This window comes from uncultured Roseibium sp. (genome assembly GCF_947496995.1).
Classification (GTDB): Bacteria; Pseudomonadota; Alphaproteobacteria; order Rhizobiales; family Stappiaceae; genus Roseibium.
Map to the genome: position 1 here is coordinate 254,230 of NZ_CANMFD010000005.1, position 25,621 is coordinate 279,850.

Genomic DNA, 25,621 nt, shown 5'->3' on the forward strand with positions numbered 1-25,621 from the left:
CGGGGTCTGCGGTCAGGCATCCGAATACCCCGCGCGAACGCAGCATTCTTGAAATCTGGTCGCATGTGCTCGACAGGCCGGCCGACGACATGACTGCTGATTTTTTTGCATGCGGGGGCCACAGTCTTGCCGCAGCGAGGCTGATCGGCCTGGTGGAGGAGACCTTCGGCGTCACGGTATCGCTGAGGGCGTTTTTCGATCAACCGACCCCGGAAGGATTGTGCGCGCTGATCGACGTCGCACCCGACGCTGACGTCAATTCGGCAGATCCCCCTCCTGAACCTGAAAGCGGGGCCTTCAACCTGTCGCCGGCGCAATACCGCCTCTGGGCCATCGATCAGATGCATGAGGAAAGCCCGGGTTATGCCATGCCGGCCGCATGGCGGGTTTGCGGGCGGTTCGATCCCGAAGCGTTAAGACGCGCTGTCGAGACGGTTGCCGCGCGGCACGAAGCGCTGCGCACACGGTTTGAAATGCAGGAAGGTCAGCCGGTCCAGGTCATCGACGCGGTTGCGAACGTCGATTTCACCGCCGAAGCCGTCCTGTCTGACGGCGACCCGATGGACGAAGCGCTCGCGCGCTGCGCTCTGGAAGTCGCGCGGCCTTTCGACCTGGAGAATGGCCCGCTGCTGCGCGTCAGGCTCTGGACCATCGGCGAGAATGAGCACGTTCTCTTCGTGAACCTGCATCACATCATCGCGGACGGCCATTCGCTGGATATACTGGCTTCGGAACTTTGGCCGGTTTATGCCGCGATGGCGGACGGCCGCGTTCCGGACCCGGTGCCGCCTGCCCCGCAATATCGCGCCCATATGGCCAGAACGCAGGTACGGGCGAGCTCTCCGAAGGCGCAGTCGGACCTGCGGTATTGGCAGGAGGTCCTGACGCCTCTGCCGGAACCGCTCGACCTGCCTGCCGATCGTGCACGGCCAGCGGTGCGCAACCAGAGCGGCGCGTCTCTCGATCTGACCGCAGGGGAGAGCATGCGGAAAGCTCTCGCTGCCGCTGCCTACCTGCATGGCACGACACCGTTTTCAATCCTGACGGCACTCAGCGCATATGCCTTGCATGCCCTTTCGGGACAGAACGATCTGATCCTCGGAATACCCGTCGAGGGGCGTCCCGACCGCGGCGGCCGGATGGTAATCGGTCTGTGCGCGGAGACGGTTCCCCTGCGTGTCACGCTCGATCCCGAGGCGACTTTCGCTGCGCTTGTCAAACAGGTGCGGTCCGGTCTGGCAAATGCGCTCGACCGGCTGGACTGTCCCCTCGACCGGATCGTCGATGCCTTGAAACCGCCGAGCAGACCTGACCGCTCCATGCTTTTTGACGCGATGGTGAGTTACCGTGTGAGCGAGGCAATGGTCGTGCCCGGGGGGCTGGAGCTCGAGCCGCTGCCGCTGCCTGTACAGGGAAGTCAGCTCGACCTGGCTCTGTTGTTTGCCGAAACGTCCGGGTCCCTGACGCTTTCCCTGCAATATGACGATGCGCTGTTCGACACCGCAAGGGTGGAGGGGGTCGGGCAATATGTCCTGTCTTTGCTGGAAACCTGTACCGGTCTGACGGATCTGCCGCTTCAGGCGCTGCCAAAGCCCGATCCGCACCTACTTTCCCGCGCCGGTGAAAATACTCCGGGACAGGTGGGTACGCCGGCTGGGGAACCGGCGGGCGGATCGGACCGGATGCTCGATCTGTGGCGTGAGGTACTTGGTCATCCTGCGCTTGGACCCGACGATGATTTCTTTGCTGCCGGTGGTCACAGCCTCACGGCCGCAAGGCTTGTTCAAAGGGTTTATGGCGACTTCGGTGCCAAGCTGCGGCTGAACGATGTCATGCGCAATCCGACGGCTGCGGCCCTGGCCGGATATGTAGCCAACCAGGCACCGGAGACGACCGGCCGCGTCAAACGTTTGCCGAAAGCTGCGGACTACGCCCTGTCGCCCGCGCAACGTCGATTCTGGGTGCTTGAGCAACTTGAAGGGCAGCAGGGGTACGGTCTGCTGTCGGGCATGGCCGAGCTGGAAGGTCCGCTGGATGAAGCGGCATTCGCCATGGCTGTCAGGGCGCTCTGCAAACGCCATGAGGCGCTGCGTACGGTGATCACGACGGACCCGCAAGGTGAGCCGCGCCAGAAGATACTGGATACGGGCTCCCCTCTCGCCACGATGGACTTCAGCGGCAGCAAGTCTCCGGAGGCGGATGCCGAGGTCTGGTTCGCGCCGCTTCTGGCGCGGCCGTTCGATCTGGAAACTGAACCTCTTTTCCGCATCGGGCTTGCCCGGACCGGCCCTGAAAGCCACGTGCTCGGCTTCTGCCTGCATCATATCGTTGCCGACGGCTGGTCGATGGACGTGCTGATCCGGGATCTGTCGGCACTCTATGCGGCAGCAAAGAAGACCGGCCCGAGGCCGGCCACACTGCAACGGCAATTCCGCGATTGCGCGGCCCATCAGGCCGAGCGCGCGGACGCGCCAGAGGATCTGGACTACTGGCGCGACAAGCTTGCCGGTCCGCCGCCACGGCTGGACCTGCCAACTGACCGGCCGCGCCCGAAGCGCCAGGACATCCGAGGGGCAATGGCGTCGTTCAAACTGGATGCGGTTCGCACAGCAGGTTTGCAATCGCTGGCGGCGGACCGGCACCTCACGCTGTTTGCCGTGCTGACGGCGGTCTTCCAGACACTGCTTTACCGCTACAGCGGTCAGGAAGATCTTACGATAGGTACGCCGGTCGCCGGGCGGGAGCACCCCGACTACGGCGATCAGGTGGGATTGTTCCTGAACCAGCTTGCGCTGCGCGTGACGGTCGATCCGCAGGCCGGATTCGACGATCTTCTGCAGACGACCGGCGCCACGATCAGCGAAGCGCTCGACCACCAGAATACGCCTTTCGACAGGATTATGGAGGCGCTCGATCTGCCCCGTGACATCTCCCGCAGCATTCTTTTCGATGCGATGATCGTCATGCAGGATCCGGATCACTCCCGGTTGAGCCTTGGAGATGTGAGCGTGATCCGCCGGACGCAGGCAGCGGCTGTTGCCAAGACGGATCTGACGCTGATCATCGAACCTGAAGACGATGCAATCGCGGTGCACTTCGAATATGCCACTGCGCTGTTCGATCGCGACAGCATCGAAAGGATGATCGCAGCTTTCGGTCAGGTGATCGACGCCGTAACCGCCGATCCGGCCGGGCCGCTCGGTGCGCTGGAGATAACTTGTGAAGAGGAGCGGCAGACGCTTCTGGACTGGGGCGGGCTTCCCTCGAACCTGCATCCTGCAAAGGGCACGATCCTCGACGCGGTCGCGGAATGCGTCGATCGGACACCTGAGGCTCCGGCAACAAGCGACAGGATACGAACCCTCAGCTATGAAACCCTTGCCGGTCTGTCCGACCATCTGGCGGGTCAGCTCATTCAGCTTGGTATCGAACCCGGCGCGCGGGTCGGTGTGGAACTGCCGCGGGATGCGCGCCTGCCTGTCGCGCTGCTGGGTGTGCTGAAGGCCGGCGCTGCCTTCGTTCCGCTGGATCCGGCACTGCCGGAAGAACGGCGCGAGGTGCTGATCGAGGACGCCGGTTGCGCACTTGTTCTGACGGATGTTTCGCGGGGCAAGCTGCGTCAGAAGCTGACGGCATTGCTGGATGCACCGCGAAGCGACGTTACCCTGCCGAAGATCGACGCGCAGATGCTCGCCTATGTCCTGTTTACCTCCGGGTCGACAGGCAACCCGAAGGGGGTGATGATCGAGCACGGCGCTCTGGCGGAATTCTGCCGGTCGCTGCCTGACGTATTCGGTCTTGGCTCCGAGGACCGCGTCGCGGCGCTGACCAATATCAGTTTCGATATCTCGATCCTGGAACTGCTGGGCACTCTGACCTTCGGGGCTTGCGTGCTTGCGATCAACGCGGAAGATGCGCGCGAGCCGGACTGCACGTTGCAAGCGCTGGCCGAGCATAAAGTGACGGTGCTGCAGGCCACTCCGACCCGCCTTGCGCTCTTGCTGGATATGGACGCTTCCTGCGGAACACAGGTGTTTGCACCGGGTGCCGCGCTGCACACGGTACTCACCGGAGGGGAAGCGCTGCCGGCGCCTCTCCGCGAGCGGTTGGGAGCACTTGACCACCTGACCGTTTACGAGGTTTACGGCCCGACGGAAACGACGATCTGGAGTTGCGCGCGGCGCATCACCGAAACGTCGCGGGCCGATCTCGGCCGACCGCTTCCCGGCGAAGGGGTTGCCGTGCTTTCGCAGGAAGGGGCGCTGCAACCGATTGGTGCTCCGGGCGAGATTGTTCTTTTCGGTGCGGGGCTGGCACGCGGTTATCTCGATGATCGGGAGCGGACCGCTCAAGCCTTTCCGGAACGTCTCCGTCCGGTCGCAGGCAGGCTCTATCGTACCGGTGACCAGGCGCGTTGGCGCGCCGACGGGCGGCTGGAGTTCCTGGGCCGGACCGACGGTCAGATCAAGCTCCGGGGCAACCGGATCGAAATCGGCGAAGTGGAGGCCGCCTTGTCGGCGCAGCCGGGCATCCGCCACGCGGTGGTCGAATTGCGGGGCGTGGACGCTGAAGCGATGCTGGTCGCGCATGTCACCGGCGACACGGTGGAGCCGCAAGTGATCCTCTCGGCGCTGCGGACGAAACTGCCGGCCGCGGCGGTGCCGGGGCAGATTGTCGCCCATGAACAATTGCCGCTGCTGCCGTCCGGCAAGATCGACAGGCGCGCGCTGTCGCTGATCTGCCTGCCCGGGATCGCTGATACCGGTACAGCCTCCGCCGAGGTGTCCTTCAATCAGTTAGAAGCCGAGATCGCCGCTGTATTTGCCACTCTCCTGAAAACACCGGTGGTGGACCCCGACGCGAGCTTTTTCGATATGGGTGGCCAGAGCCTTCTGGCTGCTCGGGCGGTGCGGCAATTGCGTGACAGGCTGGGCTGCAAGGTAGATCTCGGTGATCTGTTTGCTCTGCCGTCGGTACGCGCGCTTGGTGAAGCCCTGCGCTTACGCGGGCTGGCTGACAGGCCTCCGCTCGTTGCATCCCCGAGCCCGGATGCCTGCCTTCTGACACATGCGCAGCGGAGGATCTGGACGGCGCAGCAGCTTTCGAAAGAGTCGGCGGCCTACGTCATTCACGCTGCGCTGCGTTTCAACGGGACCGTGCGGATCAGAGCACTCAAAAAGGCGTTTTCCGCCGTGGTTGCCCGGCACGGGGCTCTCAGAACGGCATTTCTGACCGGGATCGAAGGTCCGCGGCAGGTCATTCATGATGACGTCCCGTTCACGCTCGTCCGCAGCCGGGCGGACGATGAGGATATGCTGGCGAAACTGCTGAATGAAGACGCAGCGCAGCCTTTCGATCTGACGCAGGCGCCGCTGTTCCGTGCACGGCTGATCGATGTGAAGAAAAGCAGATCGGTGCTGTCGGTTTCGCTGCATCATGCTGTCGCCGACGGCCGCTCGCTCGAACTGTTGATGAGCGATCTGGAGGCTGCCTACAGCGCGGCAATCGACGGACGGGACTGCACTCTTCCGGTGCAGGACATCCAGTTCACGGATTACGCGCGCTGGGAGCGTCAGCTTCTGGAAGCGCCATCCATCGAGGCGGACCGCGATTATTGGCGCAAAACACTGTCGTCTCTATCTGCCCCGTTCGACCTGCCCTTCGCTTCCGTCCGGCCTCCGCGCCAGACCACCAGGGGCGAGACGTACCGGAAGGATTTCGATGCGGTGCAGGCAAAGGCGCTTCGCGAACTCGCGGCAAGACAGTCCGCCACCGTATTTGCGGTATTCCTTGCGGCGGTAAGCGCGTTGTTGCAGCGGCTGACCGGCCGCGAGGACATGGTGCTCGGAACGGTGTCGGAAAATCGTGAGCATGTGGCGCTCGAGGAGATGATCGGCTGTTTCGTCAATGTGCTGCCACTTCGGATGAAGCCCGCGGCCGACTTGCCGGTCAGTGCGTTGATCTCGCAGGCCAGAGAAGTGATCACCGGAAGCCTGCGGCACGGTCATGTTCCCTTCGAGGAGATCGTTCACGACATGCAGGCAGCCGTAACGCCCGGCCGTTCGCCGCTGTTTGACATCGCAGTTACCTGGAATGAACTCGACCACACGGGTCGGACCGAATTCGCAGGCATTCCCATTACCGATCTGAGCCCCGCATCGCCGTTTGCGAAATATGACCTGCTGTTCGTTTTTTCCCCGTCAGAGTCGGGTGGCATCGCCTGCGCCATCGAATATCGAAGTGACCTCTACAGCCAATCCGACATAGAATATCTTGCCAGTTTGCTGGATCGACTTCTGGAAGAGATGGCCGCCGCTCCGGAAAGCCCGATCATGGATCTGGGCATCGGTATCGAGGGAAATACGGTTGCCCATGGCGAAGCCGCTGACATCGTAAGCATACTGGATATCTGAGAATTTCATGACCTTGTCCCAAACCCGCACAACCGATGTCGCCGAAGCCGGTCAGTACACGGCCCGCAGCTATCAGGGACATCGCAGCTTCTGGCAGGGCTGCGCCGAAGAGGTTGAGACACCTTTCCATCTGTCCGGCCTCCAGGGTTTTGCGTCCCTTGGTGCTGGTGGCGGGTCTTACGAGGTTGGTCTGGGCCTGGAGGCGGGCGCCGTGCTTGCGCGGATCTCCAAGGGTGCTCCGCTTCCGGAGTTCGTCGTCATCACGGCTGCCTTGAGCCTCGCCCTTTGCACGCATCTGGAAGACGACCATATCGTTTTGTGGACGCCGGCGCTTGCATCGGCTGAGGCCCTTCCGGCCGGTCACGAAACCGTGCCTCTGGTGCTGCCTTCCCTGCGGACCGGCACGGTGCGTGAATTTCTGGGTTCGGTGAATACCCGTATTACCGAGGCCTATCGCCATCAGGACTGGCCAATCGAAACGTTTCTGCCCAATTTTGCGGGTCTGTCGAGCGACGTGCTTCTGGTTGACACCGTCAATCATGTGCCGCTGTTGAGGCGCAGCAAGGCAGCGCTTCTGGCCGAGATCGTCAGGGATGACGGGATAAGGCTGCGCCTGTCCAGTCCGGCCGGGACACTTCCCGATTTCTATCTGCGGGCGTTGGCAGATCTGACCGTGCATCTGCTTTGCCAGTTCGCGGATACTGGGGCTTCCCTTGCCTCTCTTGATCTTGTCTCGGATCATGAGAAGGCCAGAGCCATCGCTGACGGTCCAGAATCGGCCGGGTCGCCGATGGACACCATTGTGAGCCTGTTTACCGACGCTGTTGCCACGCACGGCCGGAACGCTGCTTTGATCACGGCTGGGGAAAGCGTCAGCTACGATGCCCTGGCGGCGCGCGCCGGCGGTGTCCGGGCACGTCTGCATGAACTTGGCGTACAGCCCGGTGATGTGGTTGGCCTGTTTGTCGATCGCACTCCGGACTGGATTGCGGGACTGATCGGCATCATGGCGCATGGAGCCGTCTATCTGCCGCTCGATCCGGAGCAACCGGAGACACGAACAGCCGCCATACTGGACCAGGCGCGGCCCATGCAGCTGTTGGCGGCAGGGACTGTACCGGAGGCGTTTTCCGACCGGGTGCTGCAGATAAGCGCTATCCCACCGGTGGTTTGTGATCTCAACGCAGATGGACCGGGGCCGGACGACTTAGCCTATCTGCTGTTCACTTCCGGCTCGACGGGCACACCCAAGGGCGTCAAGGTCGCCCATCACGGGTTTACCGTCATGATCCGGGACCAGATCCGGCGCCTCGAAAACAGTCCGGCGGATACGGTCGCACAGATCGCGGCGGCGACTTTCGATGCGTCGCTCTCCGAGATTTTCATGGCGCTGCTTGCCGGTGCGAAGCTCGCCCTGTTTCCGGCTGAGACATTGCGGATGCCCGACCGGTTGCGGGAGATCTTTGCGCGGCATGAGGTGACAGTGGCCACCTTCACGCCCCGCCTTCTGGAAACGCTGAACGGTGCCCCGCTGCCGACCCTGCGCGCCCTCTTGACGGCGGGAGATGCGGCTCCGCCCGCGCTGATCGGACGCTATGCCAGGGATTGCACGGTGTTCAATGCCTACGGTCCCACGGAGTGCTCGGTCTGCGCGACGATGTACAAGGTGCAGTCCGGAGATGAGGCGGGCGGTGTCCTTCCCATCGGACACCCCATTGCCGGAAACAAGGTGGAAGTGCGTGACGCGGCCGGGCGTCCCCTGCCTGCCGGACTGCCGGGCGAGATCGTGATGTCGGGTCCGGGTGTCGCCCGCGGGTATCTTGGCCGCGATACTGGTGAGCCACCCTTCGGACGGAATGAGGAGACGGGTGAACGGGCCTATGCCACCGGAGATTACGGTATCCATGATGCCGGTGGCGCTCTTGTCTATCTGGGCCGACGCGACGGGCAGATCAAATTGCGGGGCTATCGCGTCGAGCGGGGAGAAATCGAAGCGGCACTTTCGGCGCATCCTTCCGTAGCTCAGGCCCATGTGCCGGTTCCGAAAGAAGGCCAGCCGCTTCTGGCTTATGCCGTCCGTCGCGACCCGGTGGAGGTCTGGCCTTCCATTGCTGAATTCTTTGTCTATGACACCCTCGCCTATGGCGCCATGGCGGGCGATACGCGGCGCAACCTCAGTTATCGCGCCGCGATGGCACGTCAGGTCGCGGGCAAGGTCGTTCTGGAAATCGGTCCGGGTGCGGAAGCGGTTCTGACGCGCATGTGCGTGGAGGCCGGGGCACGCAAGGTCTATTCGGTCGAGATCGATCCTGTCACGGCGGACAAGGCGCGGGCGCGTATCCAGGCAGCGGGAATGCAGGACCGGGTCGAGATCATCACCGGTGACATCATGTCGGTGGCGCTGCCCGAGCTTGCCGATATCCTTGTGGCGGAGATCGTCGGCAGTATCGGCGGATCGGAGGCCGCAGCCTATCTGGTCAACCACGCCCATGGCCTGATGCGGACGCCGCAATGCCAGATCCCGTCACGCAGCGTGACACGGCTTGCTGGCGTCGATCTCTCCGGATTGATCGAGGGACCGGGATTTGCGCCGGCCGCTGCCGCGTATGTCGAGCGCATTTTCGAGCAGGTCGGACGCCCGTTCGACTTGCGTCTCTGCCTTAAAAACCTGCCGCATGACCGGCTTCTGACAAGCCATGACGTTCTGGAAGATCTCAACTTCCGCAGGCCCATGGATCTGGAAAACGAGCATCGGATACGGCTTGAGGTAAATGCTCCAGGGCGCATCGACGGCTTGCTCGCCTGGCTTCATCTGATCGTGGATGCGGACCATCCCGACGAGGCCGTGGACATTCTGGAAAACCCTTCCAGCTGGCTCCCTGTGATCCTGCCTCTCGACACTCCTCTGGAAGACCTTAAAGCCGGAGAGGTGCTTGAAGGGACAGTCACGCGCACCGTTTCGGCGAACGGCAGAAATCCGGATTTTGTGATTGAGGGGATCTGCCGTCGTATCGACGGGACGAGCGAGCATTTCAGCTGCGCCGCGCCGCATGCCGCTGACGGTTTCCGTCAGACGCCTTTGCACCGGAAGGTCTTCGGGTCCGGATCGGCGGTGCCTACCGCGCCGGCCTCGGGCCCGACCGAGTTGCGCGACTGGCTTGCCGCCTGTCTGCCGGACTACATGCTTCCGGCGGAAGTCATCCCGCTCGACCGTCTCCCGCTGACTCCCAGCGGCAAGGTCGATACGGTTGCCCTGCCGCGTCCCGCCGTTCAGGCATATGTCGCTCCCCGCAACGCGCTGGAAACCGCGATCCTTTCGGTTTGGCAGAGTGTACTTGGAGCCACGGAGATCGGCGTGACCTCCGATTTCTTCTCCGCCGGTGGCGACTCGATATCAGCCATCCAGATCGCATCGCGCCTGGGGAGTGAAGGCATCGTCACGACTGCCGCCGATATTCTGAGCGAAAGCACCGTCGAACGTCTGGCGCAGATCGTCACGCGCAGCAACGATGCCTCCGGGGTGGATCAGGGTCGCGTAACCGGCCGGATGCCCGCATTGCCTGCCCAGAAATGGTTCTTCTCGTCTTTCAAAGATCATCGCGGTCATTTCAATCAGGCAATGCGCCTGCGCCTGCAGGGGCGCGCGGACTGGGCGGCGGTCGAGGCCGCGCTGGCGGCGCTGGCCGAACATCACGACGCGCTGAGAAGCCGCTTCGATCCTGCCGAACCTTTGCCGCAGATCGAACTCGCCGATGTTGTAGGGCCCGTGCCGCTCGCGGAAATCACGCCGGATGATGCCGATGCCGAGACGGCACTGGCCGACTTGCAGGAAAGTCTGAACCCCGGAGCAGGGCAGGTAATGGCTGCCCTGCTGCTGCGCGGATCGACAGCGGACGACCTTGTCATCTGTGTGCATCACGTGGTCGTGGATTGGGTCTCCTGGGGAATCCTCATCGCGGATTTCGAACGCGCCTATCGTGCGGCGAACTCCGGCAATCCTATCGGATTCGATGCCAAAACCGAGCCGGTCAGCGCATGGGCGAACGATGTCGAAGAGGCAGTTCCCGGGCTTGCGAAGGAAACCGGCGCTTTCTGGCGCGACATGGTGGTGCGCCCGGCACGCGCGCTCTCTCCGGGCGAGCCCGGTCTTTATCGCGACAGCGAGAGCCTTGCATTCGCGTTGCCCGCCGATCTTGCGCTCGCCGTCACCGGTCCGGCGAACGAGGCCTATTCGACCCGCCCGCAGGAACTGGTCCTGACCGGGCTTGTCCAGGCTCTCGACCGGGTGTGGTCACCAGGCGGGACGATGTTGCTTCTGGAGGGCCATGGCCGCGAACCGGCACTCAGCCCGCGCAATGTTTCGCGCACGGTCGGGTGGTTCACGATGCTTTACCCGGTGGTTCTCCCCGAGGCTGAAGGAGAAGCCGATCAACGGATCAAGGCGGTCAAGGAAACCCTGCGCTCTGTGCCGGACAATGGCGCCAGCTATCTGCCGGTTGCGCTCGCAAGCGATGCGGATCCTGTGTTTTCCAGTCTCGCGCCACAGGTGAGTTTCAATTTCCTCGGCGGCGGATCAGGGGCGAACGAGGGAGCCTGGTCGGTCGTGGACGCACCCATCGGTCCGGTTGTGGCGGGGGAACATCGCCGTGTCTGTCCCATCGATATCGCCGTGGTTGCCCATGGCCCGGAAGTCGTGCTGACCCTGACGTGGAACGGCAAGGCAATCGAAGAGGCGAAGATCAGACGCCTCGCCGAAGAAATCGAGGCCGACCTTCGCCGCCTCTGCGACCACTGCCAGGCGCTGGGCCGGACCGAGCTCACGGCATCGGACGTTGCCATGTCGGGCCTGTCGCAGGACGAGCTCGAGGCGTTGCTGGACGAATGAGACCAGAGCCCAAACTGCTTTTTGCTTCTGCTTTCCGGGAGGAGGGCGCAGCATGATCCGCAAGGACCGCATACAGGATATCTACCCGCTTTCTCCCATGCAGGAGGCCATGGTGGTGACGGGCCTGCGGGCTCCGGAATCTACCGCCTATACTCAGCAGATCCGGATCGCGCTGAAAGGCCCGCTGGACAGAGCCGCCTTCGATGCGGCCTGGCAGCAACTGATTGACCGCCACACGATACTCAGAACCGCCTTCATCCTGCGCAATACGCCGCGGTTTCTCCAGGTTGTCCTGAAACAGGCGTCTGCAGATGTAACCGCGCATGATCTGAGCGCCCTGGATCCGCCGGACCGGGACGTGCGGATCGAGCGGCTTTGCCTGGCGGAACGGGTGCGCGGTTTCGATCTTGAGGCAGGACCGCCCTCGCGCATTCAGCTGGTGCGGCGATCACCGCAGGAACACCTGATGATCTGGACGCATCATCACGTGTTGCTCGATGGCTGGTGCCTCGGGCTTCTGGCCGAGGAATTCTTCTCGCTTTATGCCTCCAGGTGCACTGGTCAGCCCTCCGGCCTCCCACCGGCCCGCGCCTACTGCAATTTCATCAAATGGGTGCAGGACCGGCCGGTTGAAAAGTCACTGCCTTACTGGAAAACCTATCTGGACGGCCACGAGCCGATGCCTGCGCTTCCCGCGGGCGACGCGCCGCATTCAGATGCGGGAAAAGCAGATGTGGAGCATACCTTCGGCCCTGAGGTTTTGCGCGCGGTCGAAGAGCTCGCCGGCCGGCTGCGGTTGACGCCCGGTGCGCTGATCCACGCGGCTTGGGGTGTGTTCCTCGGCAGATATACTGACACAAGCGATGCGCTGTTCACCTCCGTGATCGCCAACCGTCCTCCTGACCTGCCGGGTGCGGACAGGATGATGGGTCTCCTGATCAACGCGGTGCCGGTTAGAGTGCGTTTTCGCGAGGCCGAGAGTTTTGCGGACATCGCCCGGCAGGTTCATGCTGATATGCTGGCGCGTGCAGACCATGAACATGTACCGCTTGCCGGTATTCAGGGCGCCGCCCCGCAGGCTTCCCGGGTCTTCGACACGCTGCTGATTGTCGAGAACTATCCTCTGGGCGGCGCGTCCGGTGTGGAGGCCGCGACCGGGCTGCATGCGATCCCGGAAGCGCTGACTGAAGAAACGCATGCGCCGATGACACTGCAGGTTTCCCTGGCAGGGTCGCTTCATCTGCATTTTTCCGCAAATCCTGAATGCCACGACCGGAAGATACTGGCGCAGTTCGCCCGCCATTTCGCGGACCTGTTCGAAAGACTGGTTGCACAGGCCGAGCGGCCGCTAGGCGAGCATTCCCTGTTGGGCCGGCAGGAGGCGCGCGTGCTCAGCCAACTCCCGGGAGACCTTCCATCTCCCGGCAGCATGGCTGGGCTGCTTGCAGCCCGGTCGGCAGAGATACCGGATGCCCCTGCCTTGAGAGCCGGCGGAGAATCCCTGACCTACGCGGAGCTATCCGGCAGGGCCGATCGGCTCGCGGCGCATCTTGGTTCCACGCTCGGCGTGCGCCTTGGGGACCGGGTCGGCCTGATGCTTCCGCGCAATTCGTGGCTGGTGACGGCCATGCTGGCGCTCATCCGCATCGGCGCCGCCTATGTGCCCCTGGGACCGCGCGATCCGGCGGCGCGCACCGGTTTCATCCTGGACGATGCAGGCGTGAGCGCGCTCATCGCCGCGAAGGAGACCTCTCTCCCGACTGGGTATGAAGGCCCCGTTCTTCGGCTCGATGCGGAAACGGTTCTGCCAGAGGCTGGCTTCGAAGGTCCTGCTCCCTCGCCGGACGATCTGATTTACGTGGCCTATACATCGGGTTCCACCGGGCAGCCCAAGGGTGTCGAGATCGCCCATCGCAGCGTTTCGGCTTTTACCGCAAGCCTGCCCGCCACGCTGGGGTTCAAATCCGGTCAACGTATCCTCGGGCTGACGACGCACACGTTCGATATTTCGGTTCTTGAACTGATTTCCAGTCTTGCACTCGGGCTGGAAATGGTTCTTGCCGACGACGATACCGCAGCCGATCCCCTGGCAATCTGTGATCTCATCCGGAAGTCCTCTATCGACGTGCTGCAGGTCACGCCCTCCCGCCTGCGCACACTGGTAGATGCCGGTGGCTGGGAAAGCCTCCGGGATGTGGAGACCGTTCTGGTCGGCGGGGAGGCATTGCCCACCGACCTCTTCAACGGCCTTCGCGCCCTGCAGAAAACGCGCGCGATCAACGTCTACGGACCGACGGAAACAACCATCTGGTCGACGGCGCAGGATCTCGGCGACGGACTTTTGTGTGTCGGCCGTCCCTTTCCCGGCGAAGGGGCATTCATCCGGGGGCGTAACGGGCAGATCATGCCTGTGGGCGCAATTGGGGAATTGTGCCTGACAGGCGCCGGGCTGGGCGTGGGCTATCACGACAGGCCGGACCTCACGGCGGAGCGCTATCCCGCGCACCCTTTTTCTGCATCCACAAGATACTACCGCACCGGAGATCTGGGGCGCCGGCGCGCCGATGGCCGGTTCGAAGTGCTGGGGCGTCTGGACGATCAGGTGAAACTGCGCGGTCACAGGATCGAACTGGGCGAGATCGAAACTGTCCTGCGGCAGCTTTCGAGCGTGGAGGAAGCGGTCGTTCTTGCTAATCCGGACCCGTCCGGCGCTGTCCGCTCTCTCACCGCATACGCTGTCCTTTGCAGTGGAGTTGCATCCGAAACGGTGCTCGAGCAGTTGGCAGGCAGACTGCCCGTCTACATGATACCCGCGGCGCTGGTACCCTTGCCGAAGCTGCCCCTCATGGCCAGCGGGAAAATCGATCGCTCCGCGCTGAGACTGATGCAGGGAACGGTACCGGCGGCAATAACCGAGAATGATCCGCCCCAGGACGAGACGGAATCCGGCATTGCCCGTATCTTCGCGGAGGTTCTGGAAAGGCCGGCGTTCGGGCGAACGGAGGATTTCTTTGCCGCAGGCGGCCACAGCCTGCTGACTGCCAGGGTGATCGGACGTATCCGGCGCGACTTCGGATGCTCCGTGTCGATCCGGGAGTTTTTCGACGAGCCGACCGTCGCCAGTCTTGCACGGCATGTGCGCGCGCGCGGCGGAGCACAGGGGACAAGGATCGAGCCCGCGCCGCAGGCTGCCGACGATCCGCTGACACCCGCGCAGCAGCAGCTCTTCGTGCTTGACCGGATCAGGCCGGGCCGGGCCGATTATGTCGTGTCCACCGCCTTCACGCTTCAAGGTTGCCTTGACGTTTCCGCCCTGCGCCGGGCGCTCGATGGGGTAATGCAGCGTCACGAAAGTCTGCGCACGGCTTTCGTGATCAAGGACGATGCGCCGCGGCAGGTTGTCCAGCCGCCAAGGGCTCACACCTTCGAGCAGGCAGATGCGCCGGATCTTGCCACCGCGGAGGACATCATTGCCGCTTTCATGGCATGCGGCTTCGATCTTTCGGAAGGCTACCTTTCGCGTGCGTTGCTCGTTCGGATAAACGGGAACGAACACGTTCTTGCGTTTGCGCTCCATCATATTGTGGGCGATGCCATTTCGCTGGGCGTGATCGCCCGGGATCTTTCGCGGCTTTACAATGCTGAAAAGGCGACGCGCTCCGACGCCTTGAAGCCGCTGGCACTGCAGCAGCGGGATATCGCCTGCTGGATCAGTGCCCGGTCGGACGGTCCGGAAATGAGCGAAGCGGCAGCCTATTGGGCGGAGACGATGAAGGGGCCTGTTCCCCGGCTCGACCTTCCGCTTGACCATCCCCGCCCTGCGAACCTTTCCGATGCGGGAGAAATCGTCAGCAACGGCATCGATCCGGACCTGTCTCTGGCGCTGCAGCAACGGGCCCAGGCAGCGGGTATCAGCCTGTTCACCCTTGTCGCCGCCATCACCGCCCTCACCCTGACGCGCTGGTCGGGGCAGGATGAGGTTGTTGTCGGCACCGCCGTCGCCGGACGCGATCTGGTTGAACTGGAGAGCCAGGTCGGCCTTTATGTCAACATGGTGCCGCTCCGTTTCAGCGTGGCGGACCAGGAAAACACGGATGCGTTTCTGGCTGCAGCGCACGCCGTCGTGCTGGGTGCGCTTGACCATCAGCACTATCCCTATGACCGGTTGATCGACAGCCTGCAGATCCAGCACGATCCGGCCCGTACGCCGCTTGTCGAGGTCATGATCGGACTGCAGCGCCTGACGCAAAGCCGGGCTGAATTCGACGGGCTAACCGTCAACGCACTGCCGCATGCCGGCCGATCGGTGCGTTTCGACCTCTCCTTCGATGTGGTGGAGCGTGACGAAGGCTGTTTCAGCCTTGAACTCAGCTATCGGAAGAGCGTTTTTCCCGCCGCGCGTGCCGAACGTCTGGCCCGGAGCTGGTGCCATGTCGCCCGACAGATGGTCGAGATGGCAGCGATGCCACTCAATCACCTGGCTATCCTGCCGCAAGTCTCGGCTGAAGAGCCTGAAGCAATCGCGCCTGATACGCTCACCGACATGTTTGCCAGGCAGGTGGCCCGAACCCCAAAAGAAACAGCGTTGGTTGAGGCGGGCAGGAGCCTGACCTATCGCAGCCTCGCCGACAAGGTTCAGACCCTGGCGCGGGCGCTGGTTTCAAGTCACGGTGCCGCACCGGGAGACCGGGTCGGCCTGTTTCTGTCCCGGTCGGCCGACGCGGTAATCGCCCTTCTTGCGATACAGCACGCGGGTGCGGCTTATGTGCCGCTTGATCCGAAGTTGCCGGATGCGCGGCTCCGGCAGATCGCGGAACAGGCCGGTATCGCTCTCGTGGTGACCGGTGACGAGGGGCTGAACCGCGCCAAAACGCTTTTCCCGGTTCGAGTGGCAACGGTTGCGGACAAGACGCACGAGACAGCCGCTCTGCCTTCTGTCGGACCGAATGACCTGGCCTATGTCCTTTTCACGTCCGGCACTACGGGCGTGCCCAAGGGGGTCATGATCGAACATGGCAGCGTGACAAATCTGGTCCGCTGGATGAACGGCACAATTCATGGTGGCAGAGACGCGGTTCCGGGCCATCACGCCGCCCTCGCGTCACTCGGTTTCGACGTTTCGGTACATGAGATTTATGCCGCGCTTCTGCTCGGCCATGCGCTGCATATCATCCCGGATGAGATCAAGACCGATCCGCGTCGCCTCTGCGCGCAAATTGCCAGAGAGGGGATTACCTCGCTCAGCCTGACCCCAAGCCTTCTTTCGATTCTCCTGGATGCCGGTCAGATCGATTCGGCCTGGCCGGTCCGTACGCTGCTGCTTGGTGCGGAGGAGCTGCCGATTCCGATGGTCGAAGCGGTTAGAAAGGCCGCACAGCAGCCGGATTTGCGCATTTTCAATCTTTACGGTCCCAGCGAGGTCTGCGTCGAGGCGACGTGGCACGAGTTCGAAGCCGATCTGTCGCAGCTTACCGCGGCACCGATCGGGGTGCCGATCGATGGGGCCGAGGTGCTGATTTGCGATGCGAATTTGCGTCCACTGCCGCCCGGGGTCGCCGGCCAGATCTGTATCGGCGGACTGGGATTGGCACGGGGCTATCTGAACGCGCCCGAACTCACGGACGCCGTTTTTGTGCCGCATCCGCAGCGGCCCGGCGCCCGGCTCTACCTGACGGGAGATTTCGGCTACCGCCGCGAGGATGGGGTTCTGATGTTTTGCGGCCGGCGGGACCATCAGATAAAAATCCGCGGCCACCGGATCGAGCTGCTGGAAATCGAACGGCAGCTCACCGCCCTTCCAGGCATTCGTTCGGCTGTCGTGACAGCTCCCGAAGGACCGGCAGGGCGCGATCTGGTCGCCTATGTGGCCGCCGCAACGCTGGACGCCGAGGCCGTGCGCCAGTCGCTGGCTGCTGTCCTTCCCGCATATATGGTGCCGGAACGCTACGTCCGGCTCGACAAGATCCCGCTGAACGCGTCGGGCAAACTGGACCGCAGCCTGCTTCCGGCACCCGGTGACCCGGTTGCCGCCGGGACGCCGCCCTGTCCTGGCCGGGAGACGGAAATCGCCGTCCTGTGGGCGCGCATTCTCGGTTTGGAAAAGGTCACCCGGGAGGACGATTTCTTCCGCTGCGGCGGGCACAGTCTGGCCGCGATCCGGCTGCTGACAGCGCTGGAACGCGAGACAGGTGTCACCGTGCCTCTGGCGGATTTCATGAGGTGGCCGACAGTGGCGGGACTTGCCGCGCTCAGCCAGGGAGCGGGCGCTGCAGATGAAATCCGGCCCGCGCCGCCGTCCGCCAATTATCCGTTGTCTCCGGCACAGCGCAGGCTCTGGGTTCTCAACGAGATCGACCCGAGGGCCTATCTCCTCAATGTTGCCGTCAGGATCGACGGACCGCTCGGTACCGACCGCCTTGCCGCTGCCTGCGCGCAGATCGGGGCGCGGCATTCGGCGCTCGGCACCCGGTTCGTTACAGCCGGCGGTGGACCAAGGCAGTTCCCGGCCGCCTGCCAAGTGGAGCTGATCCAACATGATGCGCGCGGCTGGAGCGAGAGCCGGATTCAGGATGCGCTGCAGCAGGCGGCGCAGATGCCGTTCGATCTGGAGGCCGGACCTCCCCTGAGGCTGCAGCTCTGGCGCAGTTCGGACGAGCGGGCGCTGTTTCTGCTCAGCCTGCATCACATCGTCGGCGACGCCGGGTCGCTGGATCTGGTGCTGAACGAGATCTGCGCCGTCTATGACGCCCTCGGGAAGGGCGAGACCTCGCCCCTTCAAGCTCTCGCACTCCAGGCGCACGACTTCGCGGTGCATGAGAACGAACTGCTTGCACGGCTCGAAGCTGGTGAGGAGAGCCCGCTCAAAGCGGCACGCGATTATTGGCATCAGCAGCTTGCGGGGGGACCGACCCGTCTCGATCTGCCTTCCGACCGTCCACGGCCCAAGGTCAAGACGAGCACCGGGCGAACGATCCCTTTCATGGTCGATCCGACCCTCGCCAAGGCCTTGACGGATCGGGCGGTGTTTGCGCATGGCGGCCTCTTTGCGCTTCTCACGGCTCTCGTGAAAACCCTGTTTCACCGCTACACCGGCGAGGAAGATATCTGGCTGGGGACTGCCATCACGGCGCGCCAAAGGGCAGAGCTGGAGGCGCAGGTCGGGTTCCATGTGCAGACCGTCGTGCTCAGGGACCAGGTGTCGGGGGATATGCCGTTCGACTCGCTTGTCGATGCTGTCGCGGAGACCATCGTGCAGGCCACGGCACACGCCGCCTATCCGCTCGACAGTCTCGTTGCCGACCTCAACGTGCCGCGCGACACGAGCCGGGCCGGCCTGTTCGACGCGATGATCGTCTATCACGTGACCGAAGCCCAGCCGGACGGGATGAAGGACCTGTCCTTTACGCCCGTGCCGCTTGCCGATGACATTGCCCGCTTCGATCTGACGATGCATTTCTCGCGGGATGGCGACGGCCTTTCCGGTGCGGTTGAATACAACACCGATCTGTTCGACGCAGACAGGATCACACGACTGATCGAGCATCTGCTGCAACTCGCCCGGAGCGTGGTGGAAGCAGGCGACCGTACGGTTTCTTCCCTCGATATGATCGCGCCATCGGAGAGGGCGCTGCTTTCGGCCTTTTCCACCGGACCTGCCGCTCCCATGCCGACGGGTACGATCCACGATGCGGTCTGGGCACAGGTGGCGCGGACGCCGGACCGGCTGGCCGTCGCCGGTTCCGAGCATCTTACCTATGCCCGGCTCAGGTCCGACGCGCAGGACCTTGCCGCCTGGCTGGCCGACACCGGCAAGCTGGTGGGAGGGGAGGCTGTCGGCGTGTGCATGGAACGTGGGTCCGACCTCGTCACCACCATTCTGGCGATAATGGAGGCGGGCGGTGTCTATCTGCCGCTCGATCCGGCCCATCCGGTAACGCGGATGGACAAGGCGCTTTCGGAAGCGGGATGCCGGCTCGTTCTTCACGACGCGGCCGGTCAGGGCGTGACTTCGGTGGCGCCGTCCATTGCCCGCTACAAGAACCTGACACTGGGCGGCCGCGCGGTGGGAACACCCGGTCTCCACCCTGACAGCGCCTATCTGATCTTTACGTCGGGCTCTACCGGTCTGCCCAAGGGCGTCAGGGTCGGACATGCGGCGTTCCTCAACATGGTCGCCGCGCAGGTCGAAACCTTCGGGATCGGGGCCGAGGACCGGGTCCTGCTTTTTGCCTCGCCTGCCTTCGATGCGTCCCTGGCGGAGATGTTCACCAGCCTGACCAGCGGAGCCGCACTTGTACCGGCAACGGCTGAACGCATCCGCGACGGCGCGGAATTTGCCGGCTGGATGACGGATGAGCGGATCAGTGTCGCAACCCTGCCTCCGGCCTTTCTGGCGGCTCTCGACCAGCCGGAACTACCATATTTGCGCGTCTTGATTACTGCAGGCGAAGCGCCGCTGATCAGGGATGTTGCGCACTATGCCAGGCGGCTTGCCTATTTCAATGCCTACGGCCCGACGGAAAACGCCGTCTGTTCGACGATCCAACGTGTGGAAACCGCCGTTCCCCCCATACCCATCGGCCGACCGATCGCCAATACCCAGGCTCATATTCTCGGCGCCGATCTGCACCCCGTCCCCATCGGTATTCCGGGGGAAATCTGCGTTGCCGGGGCCGGACTTGCGCAGGGCTATCTGGATCCCGTGCAAACGGCGGCGCGCTTCGTCACCGGGCCGGACGGCACCCGTCTTTATTTCACGGGTGATCGCGGGAGTTGGAGTACGGACGGCACGATCCTTTATGCGGGTCGTGACGATGCGCAGGTGAAGATCCGCGGGCAGCGCATCGAACCGGGCGAAGTCACGGCCATTCTGGAACAGCATCCGCAAGTGCAGCAGGCGCTCGTCCTGCTGCGCGGCGAAGCCCTGATTGCCTATGTCGTCGGCACCGTGCAGGAGCGTGAATTGCGCCGCCATGCCGCCGGAGAACTGCCGTCGGCGATGGTTCCCGCACGCATTGTCGTTCTGGATGCCTGGCCGTTGACGTCCAATGGAAAGATCGACAGGGCAGGACTGCCGGAACCTGCCTCTCAGAGCCCGCAGGAAGAGGCCGCTCCGCAGCCGGGTCTTGAGCGCGAGATCGCCGAGATCTGGATGCGGGTGCTCGGCACCGGCGAGATTGGCCGTCAGGACGATATTTTCGATGCGGGGGCGGACTCGCTGAAGATCGTTCTCCTGGTCAACGCGCTGAAGAAGCGAGGCTTCACCGTCGGCGTCGCGGATCTTTACCTTCATCGGACTGTCGAAATGCTGGCGCAGCATCTGCGGGCGCCGGCTCCTGTGATTGCGGGCCCGCGCGCAGCTCATGACGGGCCGGCGCCGGTGACGGCAATCCAAAGCTGGTTCTTTTCCCGGTTTGACGGCAACCTTAATCACTTCAACCAGTCGGTCACGCTCAGGCTGGACCGCGACCATACCTGCGACGAAATCCGCGAAGCACTTGTCCGCCTCGCCGAAAAGCACCCGGCGTTGCGGACCCGTTTTCAAAGAACCGCCGGGATCTGGATCCAGGAGTTTGGAGGCGACGCAAGCGATGCCGTCGGGCCGGTCGCACAGCATCGCGTGACGAGCGACGCCGAAGCAGACGATATTGCCGAAGATATCCAGCGTGCGCTGGACATCGACAAGGGCCGTCTGATCGGTGCCGCGCGTATCAGCCATGAAACCGAAGGCGAATTGCTGATTCTCGTGATCCATCATCTGGCAGTAGACGGCTACAGCTGGCGGCTGATCCTGCGGGATCTGACCGATCTGCTGGCGGGCCGGAAAACGGCTCCGCACGATGGCTGGACGATGGGCGACCTCGCCCGGGTCGAGCAGGATCTGCGCACGATGCCTTCGCTCCTGCGCGAGCGTGCCCAGTGGACGCAATTGCTCGGTTCGGTCCGCCCACCGCCCTGGGCTACCGTGTCGCCCTGCCGGTCGGACGAGATGTGTGAAGTTACCTCGACCCTGTCTGCCGGGACGTCAAAGCGCATGTTGCAGAGTGCGGGGCCCGGCGGAATGGAAAGCGTTCTTCTTGGAGCGCTGGCGGCAGTGCTGCGGACGCATCTGTCCGTTAGCGACCTTCTGTTCCTGCTTGAAGGCCATGGCCGCACACCTCTGATGCGCGCCGCCGATCTCTCCGATACGGTCGGCTGGTGCACGAGCATGTTTCCCCTGGCTCTTCCCGCGGGCACACTGGATACGCCTGTTGCGGTGGCTGCGGCGATCTTCGCTCTGCCTGCCGGTGGAGCCGGGTTCCTGAGGCTGTTGAGGGAGGATCCTGCGCTTGCGGAGCCGATACGCGGAGCAATCGTCTTCAACTACCTTGGAGAGTTTGACGGGCAAATTCCGGAAACCGGCCGGCAGGGGCCGGCGGTTATCGGCTCGCATGGGACCATGAGCGATCCCGAGGCGTCGTCCCTGGCTCCCGTGGATTGTCTTGCTGTGGTGCAGAGCGGGTGTCTTTCGGTCACGCTGCGCGCCAATCCGGAGGTGATCGCACCGCATCTGCTGCAAACGATCCTGGACGATATGTTGCAGAAGGCGGCGTCACAGGAACTGCAAACCGGCGGAAACGCTGTGCCGCCAAAACCGATGCGGCCCTATGATGTCCCGCCCGCCGATGCGCCGGTCCTGTTGAATGGGGCATCAGGCCCGGATCTTTTCGCCATGCCGCCGCTGCTCGGCTACGGTTCCGCATTCACGCAGTTGGCCGCAGCGCTCGGGCATACCCGGCTGCACGCCTTCGACTTCATCGAGGCGCCGGACAGGCTTGAGCGGTACGCAGACTCGATCACCGCCATCTCCGGTGACAAGCCGATCCGGCTCATCGGGCTTTCCGGAGGCGCATTGCTGGCCTTTGAAGTGGCGAAACATCTGGAGGCTGCCGGACACCGGGTCGCGGATCTGGTCATTCTGGATACACCGGCCAATCTCGAGCCGATCGTGCGCTCCAGGGAGGACGTCGAGGCGAAAATTTCCAACGACCTGGCTTATTTCCGCGATCGGATGGTCTCAGAAGACGGGAGCTATGGCCGGGCGATCCGGAACGCAGAGGCCTATGAGGCATTGGTCGCCAAAATGCGCGGCTTCATCTGCTACCTGGATCCCCTGGTCACTGCGGGCAGGATCGCGGCCGATATTCATCAGATCCGATCCGAACAGACCTGGCAGACGGATGCGGCGTTCGAGCGTTGGAGAGACCTTACGAGCGGCAGCTACAGGATCTGCCAGGGGGTCGGGAACCATGCGGACATGCTTGACCCGACCACTGGTCCGGCGAATGCTGAAATCGTCGAGAGAATTCTTGGCGGAGGCAAGGGAGGTGTCGCAGTTCTGGACACCACATTGTCAGCGGTTTCCCGGAAACCGGACTGATGCGGAACGCATTTGCACTGCAAACGCTGCCTCGGGCGTCGTCCTGGTCCCTTGTTCACCTGAATCCGCTTAAACGCGACATGCTCTAGTTCGCAGGAAGCACCTCGATGACCTCAAGGCGGGGAGGAAAGTCCGCCGGCTCTGTCGGCACCGCGGCGCAGCGCCGTTCCAGCAGATATTGGGCAACACCGGGATGAAAGTCCATGACTTGCCCGAAGTCGAACATTTTTTCCTCTCCGGGATTGGCAAGCTCGAGGTGCTGCAACAGGACGAGTTGAGGGTGCTCGAACAAGGCCTTTGCGATATGGCAGGTTACATAGTTCGGCAATTCTTCGTGGAACAGCAGAGCAACTTCTATATCGAGAAGGACTGAAGGTTCCTGGTCGACCTCCAGGATATCCGAGGTGTCACTGAATTCGGAATCGAGGGGTTCGAGGCCGGGATCGTCTGTTTCAGTGTCGACATCGAAGCTGACGACGCGTGCCCCGCATCGTGACCCTGTCTGGATCAAGGCCGGTGAAACGAGACCTACCAGGCTCAGGAAAACATCGATCTCGCCTTCGCAAAGCGCCCGCAGATCGTCGTCCGCAGTCGCGGTGATGACCTCTTGCATGTCGTCGGGAGACAGACCGTTGGCGTCCAGGAGCGCGTGCCACAGACGACGCGTTTCCGATCCTTCAATCCCCAGATTGATCCTCTTTCCCGGCAGGTCCGCGATGGAGTTGATGCCGGAGTTTCGCGCCACGATCATCACACCGGGATGACTGATCAGGGAGAGACCGTAGCGGGTGCGCGGCATCGGCGCCAATTCATGCATCAGCTCGAGATCCAGGCCCGCTTCCACCAGAATGGATTGTGCCTTGCCGCTGTTCATCAGGTGGACATTGTCGTCCGACCCTTCGGAGCGGAGCGGTGCGCAATGGATGCGGTGCTGCGGAAATGTCGCCCTCATGACCTCGCATATGCCGGCGGCGACGTAATAGTTGTTGCTGAGTGTCGAGCCGGAATAAATGCCGATGAACCACTCCGGCAGCCGCCGCGCATCGGACAGCCGATCTGCATATTGCGCACCGTTCTCGGTGATCACGGGAACGGTGTTGGGATTGTAGGGAGCGTTCAGGAGCCACTGTGTGTTCTGCGAACTGGCGGGCTGCGAAACAAGCAGGGGCGAACAGATGATCGCGCAGAGCAGGGCAAATCGGATCATGATGGTTTTCCCGGCATACTTGTCTCAACCTTTCAAATACATACCATCGCGTTGCGATAACAAGGCTGTTCGTGCCCCGTCATCTTACCTTCGACATGCGCCCGTCGGCCATGGCGTAAAGTGAATCGGCGACATCAAAATATTGTTCGTCATGCGAGATGCAGATGACAATCCGTCCTTCCGCCGCGAGAGACGGCAGGATGTCGCGATAGAACACCTTGCGGAAGTGTGGGTCCTGATCCGCCGCCCATTCGTCCAGCATGAGGATCGGCGGATCCTGCAGGAGCGCAACGATCAGCGCGAGGCGCTTGCGCTGACCGGACGACAGGTCGGTGGTCGTGAAGGCCCCTTCGGACAGTTCCACCTTGCCGGTCAGTTCGAACCGCGCGAGCAGCTCGGAGACGCGGGCAGGGTCAATGTCGTCAAGACCGAGCAGCGACCGGAACAGATAGTAATCCGAGAACACGACACCTATTCGGTCGCGGTAAGCCCCAAATCCATCGGGTGGGACCGGTTCCCCATCAAGCAGGATCCGGCCTTCTTGCGGGTGAACGAGACCCGTCATCAAGCGAAACAGGGTCGACTTTCCCGAACCGTTGCCGCCTGTGATGAATGCGATCTTGCCACGGTGAAAGGTGGCATCGACCGGTTCCAACGTGAAGGTCGGGTTGCCTTGACTGTCCCGGAAACTGTAACCGACTGCATCCAGTGTCAGCGTCTGCGGGTGTCTTTCCGCAGGCAGCGTCTCTTCATCGTCGGGCGCCTGCTCGCAGGAACGCAAGCGGTCGTTCAGAGCGTGGATGTTTCCAAGGGCACGTGCGGTGTCGTTCACGGCGGGGATTCCCTGGGCCACGTTCGACAGGGAACCGATCATGAATAGCGCCGCCATGGTCGCCTGGATGACCACGTCGTGATAGGTCTCGGTGAACATCGGCACGACAAAAACCATCACGCCCAAGAGGATGTAGAACAGCGTTTGCGTCAGCACGTACTGTTTTGCCCAGTGGCGCCGGATCCTGGAGGTGTTGGCTCGGGTTCTGCGCGACTGTGTCTGAATATGGGTGACGACGTCCTGTCCGCGCGCTTCGTTGAAGGCAATTTCCTTGCGTCCGGCAAGCATGCCGCTGAATGCCTCGAACAGTCTGTTCTGTGTGCGTTTCAAGGCTTCGGTTCGCTTCCTGAGACCGGTCAGCCCGGTTATGTGGAACCAGACCGCGAATATCCCGAAGAGACCGATCACTACGAAGGCAACGCCCGACAGGTACGCAATGTAGAACGACATGAAGATCAGGAGCACGCTTTGCTGCGCCCCCACGACGATCATCGGCAGCGTGTTGGAGATCGTCTGCGTTTCCTGCGTCACGGCCTTGTATATGGGGGCGCGGCCAATGCGCTGCAGCGAGATGTAGTCGGCTGCGCGGGTCGCCGCGAGAATACTGCGGCGCTGCTCCGCGATCATGCGCTCGGCGCCTCTGGCGACTTCCATCATCACGAAGCGCTGGGCGCTGCTGTAGAGGAAGATGCTCAGCAGGAAATAGACCGCGAACATGAATTCGCCTTCGCCGGCGTCGCGTCTGAGCGCCATGTTGACGACAGCGATCGTCATGGTGGTTCCAAGGGCCGAAAGGACAAGCATCAAAAGGAACTTGCCCTTGTCCATGTCCAGATCGCGCAGCAGCTGTCGCAGCATCTCCATG

The 25,621-nt window shown here is 62.9% G+C and carries 5 protein-coding genes (1 of these 5 cut by a window edge); 3 read left to right on the top strand and 2 right to left on the bottom strand.

The window, feature by feature from the left end:
* The 3 genes in view from Q1B40_RS20080 to Q1B40_RS20090 are tightly spaced (at most 52 nt apart) and all read left to right on the top strand, a layout consistent with a single transcriptional unit that may run on beyond the window.
* Window positions 1-6,413, top strand: the final stretch of a protein-coding gene (locus Q1B40_RS20080) for a non-ribosomal peptide synthetase/type I polyketide synthase (RefSeq protein WP_299818447.1). 16,336 nt of this gene lie to the left of the window's left edge; only the last 6,413 of its 22,749 coding nucleotides appear in the window; the start codon falls outside the window, past its left edge; the stop codon is at window positions 6,411-6,413.
* A 7-nt stretch (window positions 6,414-6,420) separates the two neighbouring features.
* Window positions 6,421-11,298 carry a non-ribosomal peptide synthetase gene (locus Q1B40_RS20085; protein ID WP_299818450.1) on the top strand — a complete coding sequence of 1,626 codons (4,878 nt, stop codon included), beginning with the start codon at window positions 6,421-6,423 and terminating at the stop codon, window positions 11,296-11,298.
* 52 nt (window positions 11,299-11,350) lie between these two features.
* Entirely contained in the window at window positions 11,351-22,717 is an 11,367-nt protein-coding gene (locus tag Q1B40_RS20090; protein ID WP_299818453.1) for a non-ribosomal peptide synthetase, read from the top strand.
* Window positions 22,718-22,802: 85 nt separating this feature from the next.
* Here the strand turns inward: Q1B40_RS20090 and Q1B40_RS20095 are convergent, their stop codons facing one another.
* Both Q1B40_RS20095 and Q1B40_RS20100 read right to left on the bottom strand, forming a co-directional pair.
* Window positions 22,803-23,924 (bottom strand): TAXI family TRAP transporter solute-binding subunit, encoded by a 1,122-nt coding sequence (locus Q1B40_RS20095; protein ID WP_299818456.1) that lies wholly within the window; start codon window positions 23,922-23,924, stop codon window positions 22,803-22,805.
* Between the two features lie 79 nt (window positions 23,925-24,003).
* Window positions 24,004-25,620, bottom strand: a complete 1,617-nt coding sequence (locus tag Q1B40_RS20100; RefSeq protein WP_299818459.1) for a cyclic peptide export ABC transporter — start codon at window positions 25,618-25,620, stop codon at window positions 24,004-24,006.
* Between the last annotated feature and the right edge of the window lies 1 nt (window position 25,621).